The 9,206-nt window shown below is 68.9% G+C and carries 8 protein-coding genes; 1 reads left to right on the top strand and 7 read right to left on the bottom strand.

The window, feature by feature from the left end:
* The first annotated feature begins 40 nt into the window (after positions 1-40).
* Positions 41-817 (top strand): 6-phosphogluconolactonase, encoded by a 777-nt coding sequence (gene pgl, locus MJ783_RS03755; RefSeq protein WP_239308531.1) that lies wholly within the window; start codon positions 41-43, stop codon positions 815-817.
* A 198-nt stretch (positions 818-1,015) separates the two neighbouring features.
* Here pgl and MJ783_RS03750 read toward each other — a convergent pair whose 3' ends face one another.
* From MJ783_RS03750 to gap, 7 genes are all read right to left on the bottom strand, one after another.
* Positions 1,016-1,351: an RNA polymerase-binding protein RbpA gene (locus tag MJ783_RS03750; protein ID WP_255720378.1), complete on the bottom strand. Its 336-nt coding sequence runs from the start codon at positions 1,349-1,351 to the stop codon at positions 1,016-1,018.
* A 164-nt stretch (positions 1,352-1,515) separates the two neighbouring features.
* On the bottom strand, positions 1,516-3,267 hold the full coding sequence (locus tag MJ783_RS03745; RefSeq protein ID WP_239308508.1) for an ABC transporter substrate-binding protein: 1,752 nt from the start codon (positions 3,265-3,267) through the stop codon (positions 1,516-1,518).
* Between the two features lie 29 nt (positions 3,268-3,296).
* Positions 3,297-3,527 (bottom strand): preprotein translocase subunit SecG, encoded by a 231-nt coding sequence (gene secG, locus MJ783_RS03740; RefSeq protein WP_239308507.1) that lies wholly within the window; start codon positions 3,525-3,527, stop codon positions 3,297-3,299.
* A gap of 192 nt (positions 3,528-3,719) precedes the next feature.
* Complete coding sequence (locus MJ783_RS03735) at positions 3,720-5,477, bottom strand: ABC transporter substrate-binding protein (RefSeq protein ID WP_239308506.1); 1,758 nt, start codon at positions 5,475-5,477, stop codon at positions 3,720-3,722.
* A gap of 148 nt (positions 5,478-5,625) precedes the next feature.
* Complete coding sequence (gene tpiA / locus MJ783_RS03730) at positions 5,626-6,447, bottom strand: triose-phosphate isomerase (protein ID WP_239308505.1); 822 nt, start codon at positions 6,445-6,447, stop codon at positions 5,626-5,628.
* Positions 6,447-7,649 carry a phosphoglycerate kinase gene (gene pgk / locus MJ783_RS03725; protein ID WP_239308504.1) on the bottom strand — a complete coding sequence of 401 codons (1,203 nt, stop codon included), beginning with the start codon at positions 7,647-7,649 and terminating at the stop codon, positions 6,447-6,449. Before pgk ends, tpiA begins: the two co-directional genes overlap by 1 nt.
* Positions 7,650-7,771: 122 nt before the next feature.
* Positions 7,772-8,782, bottom strand: a complete 1,011-nt coding sequence (gene gap, locus MJ783_RS03720; RefSeq protein WP_239308503.1) for a type I glyceraldehyde-3-phosphate dehydrogenase — start codon at positions 8,780-8,782, stop codon at positions 7,772-7,774.
* Between the last annotated feature and the right edge of the window lie 424 nt (positions 8,783-9,206).

Genomic DNA, 9,206 nt, shown 5'->3' with positions numbered 1-9,206 from the left:
TCACACGGAAGACAGGCACGATCGCGGGGGCGGCGGGCTGATGGGCGCGGCTGCCGAGGTCATCATCCACCCCGACGCGAGCCTGCTCGCCGCCGCGACAGCCGCCAGGATGATTATCAGCCTAGCGGACGCGCAGGCCGCCCGCGGCACCGCGTCGGTGGTGCTGACCGGTGGCGGTATCGGCGTGGCGACGCTGCGGGCGGTGCGCGGCAGTCCGGCCGTCCAGACGGTCGACTGGAGGCGGGTCGACGTGTGGTGGGGGGACGAGCGGTTCGTTTCCCTCGGCTCGCCCGACCGTAACGACGGCCAGGCACGGGCGGCGCTGCTCGACGCGCTGCCCCTGGACCCGGCTCGGGTCTTCGCGATGAGCGATCCGGACAGCGCGGCCGACGCCGACGCGGCCGCGGCCACCTACGCACAGCTGCTTGCCGAACACGCCCCGCCGGGCGCGGACATCGCCGCCCCCTCCTTCGACGTGCTGCTGCTCGGCATCGGGCCGGACGGCCACGTAGCGTCGATCTTTCCGGATTCCCCAGCCGTACACGCCACCGCGACGGCCGTCGCCGTCCCCGACTCCCCCAAACCGCCGCAGGTCCGGATCACCCTCACACTCCCCGCCATCCGGGCGGCCCGTGAGGTCTGGCTGCTCGCCGCAGGGGACGCGAAGACCGCCGCGGTGGCGCGAGCGCTCTCGGGCGCCTACCCCCCAGAGATCCCGGCCGCGGGCGCCCAGGGCCGGGAGCGGACGCTGTGGCTGCTGGACCGCGCCGCGGCAGCCGAGGTTCCGGCACCACGCGCCACGGCGCCGGCTCGGTAGGTTGTCGAGACGGCACACGTCAACCAAGATCACCAAATTGGCGTCACAACAGCCGGGGCCGCGTGGTACCGATCGACGAACGCCGCGACCGGTGCCACGGCCGGAACTCCACGGTCAGGCAGGGCCGCCGCGGCGCCGTGGGGCTGGGGCACGGACCCCAGCCCCGCTCCTTGACCCACACCCCTGTTGCCGGAGCCTCTAAACGGCGCCCCGCAGCTTGGCAAGGGCCTCGGCCAGGATCGCCTCGCCGTCTTTTTCGTTACGCCGCTCCCGGACGTAGGCGAGATGGGTCTTGTACGGTTCGGTCTTCGGCGGCGCGGGCACGTTGTCACGGTCGCGGCCCGCCGGGAAGCCGCAGCTTGGGCAGTCCCAGGTCTCTGGAATCGCGGCCTCCGCCGCAAACGACGGCCTGGTTTCGTGATTATTGGCGCACCAGAAGGAAATCCGCTGCCGCGGGGCGGTCTCGCCCCGTTCAGCCTCCCCCATTGGTCCCGCTCCTACCCGACTTCCTCGGATGGCGTTACCACCTGCCACGGTCCGTCTACTCCTTTGTCTCGTCCCGCTGGTTGACTCCGGACCCGGCCCCCAGCGCCTGCCGGTTCGGCCTGACCGAGTGTAAGACGAGATGGGCCGACCTCGTCGCACCCACCACCGCCGGTCATCCGCACGACGGTTTCAGGTCACTGTAAGCGCACTTCTCACGCAATGCCCATAGATACGCTGGTGGGATCACCGTTGTCGAGCGAGCCCAGCCGTACGAAACCACGAACGTTAACGCTGTGCATACGCGGCACCACGGTAACAGCCAACGGGATAACCGCGGCATCGGTGAGCAGCTCCCGTTCCAGATCACCCCAGCGGGTGTTGGCGGTGGCGGCATCACGCTCGGCGAGGGCGCTGTGCAGCAACAAGGTGATCTGTTCATTACGGTATCCGCCATCGGCCGGTCGGGGCCCCGACCATGCCGGCTCCAGCATGGGCTGGAACACGGTGCGCCCGGCATTGCCGAACCACTGTGGCGTCACGGTGTCCAGGGCGAGGTCCCAGGACTGGCTTTCGGTGGCCGCCATGGCGCGCGAAGGATAGTCGACGGCGGGCACCGCGATGACGCGCAGTGCCACGCCCCCGCGGGCGAAACCATCCCGGAGCGCTGACGCCACGCCCGCGGCCGCGGCCGAATCGGTGGTGAGCAGGGTCAGCGCGGTCAGCGGACCGCCAGGCGCGCTCCGCGCGCCCTCCCGGCAACGGGTCGCGTCGCCGGTCGAGCCGAGCGTGGGGAAGGGATCCCGAGGCTGGTAGCCGGCCATGGGGGCCTGCAGCAACTGCGCGGTCGCGGTGGCCGTGACAGGCCCGCCGAGAGCCGCCGCGACGGCCGCGCGGTCCACGCAGTACGTGAGCGCCACCCGGACGGCGCTCACCCGCAGGGCGGCGGCGGCCGGGCCGTGCAGCCCCACGGTGAGCGACACGACGGATCCCGGGCCGTCGGTGGACAGCCGACCGTCCGCCCGGGCGTCCAGCCCCGCCACCTCCGCGGCGGGTACGGGACTGTCGAGAGCCAGGTCAGCCCGCCCGGACTCGATCTCAGCCTGGGCGGTGGCGGCGTCCATGTTGATGCGTAGCGTGACATGGTCGGCAAGTGCCGGGCGAACACCGTCCGATGACGCGCTCCAGGCCGGGTTACGGGAGAGCCGGTAGGCCTCGTCGTTCACGGCCGCCGAGAAATGGTAAGGGCCATCGGAGATGAGGTGCTCCAGGTAGCCCGACGAATCCGGCGGGTATGCCAAAGCCTCCTGCGGTACCGGGGCCGCCGCCGGCAGGGCCAGGACATCGGCAAAGTCGGAGGCCGGCGCAAGCAGGTGGAACTCGATGGTCTCATCGCCGATGACCTGGACACCGCTGATGTCGCGATGCTCGATGAAGTCACGCGCGCCAGCCACCGGAGTCCGCGCGAGATCGTCACAGTAGACGGCGAAACCCGTCACGGTGGCGGCAAAGTACCCCCGCATGGGCGAAGGCTTCGGCGGGGTGCACAACCGCTTGATGCCGCGGGCGACATCGGTCGCGGTGACCCGCCTGAAGCCGGGGGTGTCCCAGCGCACCGAGGAACGCAGGACGACCGTGTAGACCTTCCCGCCCTCGCTGATCTCAGGGGGGCCAACCGCCAGATCCGGCTGGGGTGCCGCGGCGAAGACCGGGTCAGTGCTCGCGCGGTAGGAATACAGTTGGCGCGATACCAGCCGTACCAGCATCCTCGAAGCGGGGTCAGCCGCCCAGCCGGGGTCACCGGTGGGCATGGTGGCGCCGACCAGGCGCAGCGTTCCGCCGGGCTTGTCCGTCGGCTCGGAGGTGACCGTGGTCGTGACCGGCGTCACCCGCACCGGCCCGGGACCACCCTCGGCGCATGCCGCGGCAGCCCCGAAGAGCACGACCAGGCAGACGATCAGCGTCAAGGCCGGCGTTCGTGTCCGTCCAGGGCCGCTCACTCCTTGAGAAGGAGGCCCAGGCCGATGATGGAGGTAATCCAGATCAGCGCGACGGCGATCGTCAATCGATCAAGGTTCTTCTCCACGACCGAAGAACCCCCGAGCGAGGAGGACACACCGCCGCCGAAGAGCGTGGACAGCCCACCCCCCTTGGCCCGGTGCAGCAACACGAGGAGCACCAGCAGCACACTCGTGATGATCAGGGCAATGGACAGCCCAACAGTCATCTCTTAGACCTGCTCCCGCGCCGTCGTCATCCAGCCGTCACTGTGAGGCCTCACCAGGCGCGCGAAAGACCATGATCGCGCCTCCAGTGGAGGTACAACAATCGTGCCAAGTTACATCACGGCGTCCCGGTCGTATGAACGGCACGCCATGTCCCCGGCTGCCCGGGCGATGACCGTCCAGACAGCTGCTCGTTACGGGACGACGCCGAGCGAGGTGAGGTCCACCATCATGAAAGCTGACGAGTAGCGGATGTTGGTGAGCCGATCGCTGTAGACGTTGAGTGCCCGATCATAGAGCAACGGGATGTAGGCACCAGACGCGACGACCGCCCGGTCCAGCGCCGTCCAGATGCCGGCCGCGTCATCCTCGTCCACCGTCTGGATGGCGCGGTCGAGGTCCGCATTGATCGCGGGCTGATCCAGCTCGGCGAGGTTGAGGTTGTGCTGGGGACGGATCTCACGCCCATCGGCGAGCGGGCTGAGAAAGGCGTACGGTGCTGGCCGGTCACCCTGCCGGGCAGTCAGTATGAGGCCGTAGTTCATGGCGTGCGCACGGTCGGGTGTCCCGATCACCGCGGCGGGGTATTGCGGATCATCCACAACGCTGACGGTGACCGTGATACCGACCCGGGCCAGCGAGACACGGAGCGCCTCGGCCTGTGCGGCGTCCAGCGGGTCCGGCCCGGTGACGAGCGTCGTCGCGAAGCCGGCGGGCTGGCCGCAGGCCGCGAGTTCCGCCCTGGCCCTGGAAAGGTCGCCGGTACCGCCGGGGCTCGGGAAGAGATCAAACCAGGAGTAGTAACGCACCGGCGGCGTGAGCATCGTCCCGGCGATGTCCCCGCCGATGATCGGGCCTCCCCGGGCGCTCTGCTGGGCCTGCCTGTCCAGTGCCCAGGCCACGGCGGCGCGGCAGTGGATGTTGCCAAAAGGAGCGGTCCTGGTCACCACCGCCAGGTAACGCAGGATGCCCGTGGGCGCCTCGATAGTGCGGTCCGCCCGCAGGCTCGGGTTCGCGACGATCCGGGCCGCGGCCTGGGCTCCCACCCCGGTCTGCGCCGCGGCGACGTCGACCTGGTCGGTCAGGATGCGGTTGTCGATGTCAGCCGCGGTAAGCCCCATCCGCTCCACGACGCGATCCGGGAAGGCGGACCGGTTCGGGTCGCTCTTCGGGCTCCAGCTCGGGTTGCGTACCAGGGTGATGGACTCACCCGGACGGTAGTTCTCAATCTTGTACGGCCCCGAGGCGACCGGCCGCGCGCCGTAGGCCGCGCCGGTGTCGTGCGCCCGTGGCACCGGGGTTGAGACCGGTGAGGCCATCACGAGGTTCCAGTCCGCGAACGGCCGGTTCAGCCGGAACGTGATGGTCAGGTCATCCGGAGTCATCACCGAGGCGAGACCGAGGCGATCGGGGTCCGGATCGTTGTAGGGCCCCGGATAGGGGGCGTTGTCGTCCGCGAGCAGCTTCACGACCTCACCTGGACCGCCGGTGATCACGTCCGTGGCGAACGCCCGCTCGATCCCGTACTTGATGTCCTTGGACGTGATCGGTGTGCCATCCTCGAACGCCAGCCCCGCGCGGATGGTGTAGGTCCAGGTACGCAGGTCCTTGGACGTCGGCACGTCGGTGGCGAGATCTCCGGCCAGCTTCGCGACGCCGGCGCCCACGCTGTAGGTCACCAGCTGGCGGGAGATCCACCGCTGCTGGTTCCAGCACCGGACGGCCGAGGTCCGCTGCGGGTCCCAGGAGTCGCAGTCGGTAGTCGCCGCCACCCGCAGCGTCCCGCCGGTCCGATCCGACGGCGCGATGGTCCTGGAGCTGATCGCGGCGGGCGGGACCAGCGGGGCAGGCGAGACCTGCCCGTGGCGTCCCGCGTCTGTGCAGGCGACCGAGGCAAGACCGAGGACAGCCACGACGGTGCCGACCCGGGTGAGCGCATGCTTGCGTCGCATGGTCTGAGCTGAGCCCCTTCCCGGCGGGAGCGCGTCCCGCCACCGGAGCCACCCAAGCACACCCGGATCAGGCCACCTGCCGCGCAGTGGCTCGTCCGCCCGTCCCGCCTGCCCCGCCCGTCCGTTCTCAGGACTCAGGACTCAGGACTCAGCTCGGCGGCGCGCTGCGGACGATCGCCGCGAACTCCGCCGCGTCCAGGCTCGCGCCGCCGACGAGACCGCCGTCCACGTCGGGCTGGGTGAACAGTTCCGGCGCGTTCGACGCCTTCACCGACCCGCCGTAGAGAATGCGGATGACAGCGGCGGCCGCGGCGCCGAAGTGCTTGGCGAGCCGCCCCCGGATCGCGGCGCACATGTCCTGTGCGTCCTGCGCGGAGGCGGTCCGCCCGGTGCCGATCGCCCACACCGGCTCATAGGCGATGACCAGCGTGCGGGCCTGTTCCAGGGTGATCCCGTCGAGCGAACCGTCGATCTGGTCGAGAACGTGGGTGACATGGCTGCCCGCCGCCCGGACCGTCTCGGGCTCCCCCACGCACACGATCGGGGTGATGCCGTGGCTGTAGGCGGCCCGCGCCTTGGCCGCCACCAGCGCGTCGTCCTCATGGTGGTCAGCGCGGCGTTCGGAGTGGCCGACCACCACGTAGCCACAGCCCAGCCGGGCGAGCATCGCACCGCTGATGTCACCGGTATGGGCGCCGGAACCGTGCGGGGAGAGATCCTGGGCGCCGTAACCGATGGCAAGCTTGTCACCATCGATGAGGGTCTGGACACTGCGCAGGTCGGTGAACGGAGGCAGGACAACGACCTCGGCGTTGTCCAGTTCGGCTGGCTTCAGGTCGAAAGCCACCTTCTGGACGAGCGCGATCGCCTCGAGGTGGTTCAGGTTCATCTTCCAGTTGCCCGCGATCAGCGCCTGCCGCCCGCTGCCGCGCGGCTTCCTGCCGTCGCCGGCTTGCTTGTCGATCGCCATCATGCCTCCAGGGCCGCGAGACCGGGCAGGACCTTACCCTCCAGATACTCGAGGCTGGCACCACCCCCCGTGGAAATATGACTGAAAGAATCCTCGGGGATACCAAGAGTACGGACAGCGGCGGCCGAATCCCCTCCACCGACGACGGTCAGACCGTCGACCCCGGCAATGGCCTCAGCCACGCCCCGAGTACCGGCCGCGAACGGCGGGAGCTCGAACACGCCCATCGGACCGTTCCAGAACACGGTGCGGGCACCGCGCAGCCGGCTGGCGAACAGCGCCACCGACGCCGGGCCGATGTCGAGGCCCTTCTGCGCGTCGGCGATGGCGTCGGCCTGGACCACCGCGGTGACCGCGTCGGCCGAGACCTCCTCGGCCACCACCACGTCGGTGGGCAGCACGATCCTGTCCCCGCCCTCGCCCAACAGCTCCTTACACGTATCGATCATGCTTGCTTCCAGCAGCGAACCGCCGACGGCGTGTCCCCGCGCCGCGAGAAAGGTGAAGCACATCCCGCCGCCGACCAGGAGAGCGTCGACTTTCGGCAACAGCGCCCGGATCACCGCGAGCTTGTCACTGACCTTCGAGCCCCCGAGGACGACCACGTAGGGACGAGCCGGAGACCCGGTGAGGGCCGCCAGCACCTTCAGTTCGCTGGTTACCAGCGCTCCGGCGGCGTGCGGAAGCCTTGCGGGCACATCCACGACGCTGGCGTGCGCCCGGTGGACGGCGCCGAAGGCGTCGCCGACATAGCACTCGGCCAGGCCGGCGAGCTGGTCCGCGAACGCGGCGCGTACCGCCGGGTCCTTGCTCGTCTCGCCGGGGTGGAAACGCAGGTTGTCCAGGAGAGCGACCTCACCGTCGCCGAGTTCGGAGACGACTTTCTGGGCATACGGCCCCGCGATGTCACCACCGCCGTCACCGGCGAACGTGACCGGCCGCCCAAGCAGCTGCGCGAGCCGCCCGACGAGCGGGGCGAGCGAGTACGCCGGGTCCGGCATGCCCTTGGGACGCCCCAGGTGGGAGCAGACGACCACCCGGGCACCGCGGTCCAGCAGCGCGCGGATGGTGGGAACACTCGCGCGCAGCCGCCCGTCATCGGTGATTCGGGGAGTGTCCCCGGACCGGTCCAGCGGAACATTCAGGTCGCTGCGGACGAGAACCCTGCGCCCGTCGACCTGCAGATCGTCAATCATTCTCACGCCGTTTGCTCCAGGGTTTCCAAAAACACGCGAAAGTTGTCGAAACCTCCCACGTCAGCCCATCCGGACCCCCGGATCGGCGCACGGGCCGCACGCGCGGATAATTCATGATCGTGCCATGGTCACTGAAGACGTCCGCCAACGAGAGCGGTGAGATCCACCAGACGGTTGGAATAACCCCACTCGTTGTCGTACCAACCGATGACCTTCACCTGGTTGCCGCTGGCCATGGTGAGCAGCGAGTCGAAAGTGCACGAGGGCGACGTGCCGACGATATCGGAGGAGACGATCGGATCCTCGGTGTAGACGAGGATGCCCTTGAGCGCGCCGTCGGCCGCCGCCCGGTAGGCCGCGTTGACCTCCTCGATCGTGACCTCGCGCTTGAGGGTCGCGACCAGATCCGTCACCGAGCCGTCAAGGACAGGCACCCGCATGGCCAGGCCGTCCAGCTTGCCCTTGAGCTGCGGCAGGACGAGGGACGTCGCCTTGGCCGCGCCGGTCGTCGTCGGGATGATGTTCTGCGCGGCGGCACGGGCACGACGCAGGTCCGAGTGCGGGAAGTCGAGGATGACCTGGTCGTTGGTGTAGGCGTGCACGGTCGTCATCAGGCCGCGCTCGATGCCGAAGGCGTCCTCAAGGACCTTGGCCAGCGGCGCGACGCAGTTGGTCGTACATGACGCGTTCGACAGGATCGTGTGCTTCGCCGGGTCGTACACGTCGTCGTTCACGCCGATGACCACGGTGAGGTCCTCGCCCTTGGCCGGGGCGGAGATGATGACCTTTTTCGCGCCCGCCTGGACGTGCTTGCGCGCGTCGTCGGCCGAGGTGAACCGGCCGGTGGACTCGACAACCACATCGACCCCGAGATCGCCCCAGGGAAGCGCCGCCGGATCACGCTCGGAGAGCACCTTGATGAAACTGTCACCGGCCTTGATCCCACCATCGCCGACACTGACCGCCTCCGCCAGCGTACCCAGCGTCGTGTCGTACTTCAGGAGGTGAGCAAGGGTCTTGTTATCAGTAAGATCGTTGACCGCGACGATCTGTACGTCGTTACGCTTACTCGCCTGAAGCGCCCGCCAGAAGTTGCGGCCGATACGGCCGAAGCCGTTGACACCCACTCGCGTAACCACGTCAGGGAACCTCTCTGCCGTCATGTGCTTTCTGTTGTCGCAGTGAGCCTAACGACTTCGGACATCATCGGCCGCTATCCGGCCGGATCGCTGTTGGCCTCCTCACAGATCGGCGCCCGGCGCGCCCATGAGCTGCTTACCTAGCGCTTTTTCCAGATTTGTCGGACTACCGGCTGGCTGGATCGCGCTTGTGCCGACCTGGCTCATAGTTTCGCGAAGCACAAGATTTTCATTTACGCAGCGTAACGATTTTCGATACCTCCACGCCTGCCGTCCGGGTACGGCGCGCTCTCTCCAGCGGCCATCCGCGCTGCTCCCGACAGGACGGCCGGAAGTGGCATGGGCACGACGGCCCCCGGATTGATCCAGACCGGTGCCTGCCGGATCCGTATGGGTCACACCCCGGCCACCGTTGCGACCCAAG

Origin of the sequence: Protofrankia sp. Cj3 (assembly GCF_917627355.1) — a bacterium.
Classification (GTDB): domain Bacteria; phylum Actinomycetota; class Actinomycetes; order Frankiales; family Frankiaceae; genus Protofrankia.
The sequence above is the reverse complement of the archived record's forward strand: the minus strand, read 5'-3'. Positions and strand labels throughout refer to the sequence as shown.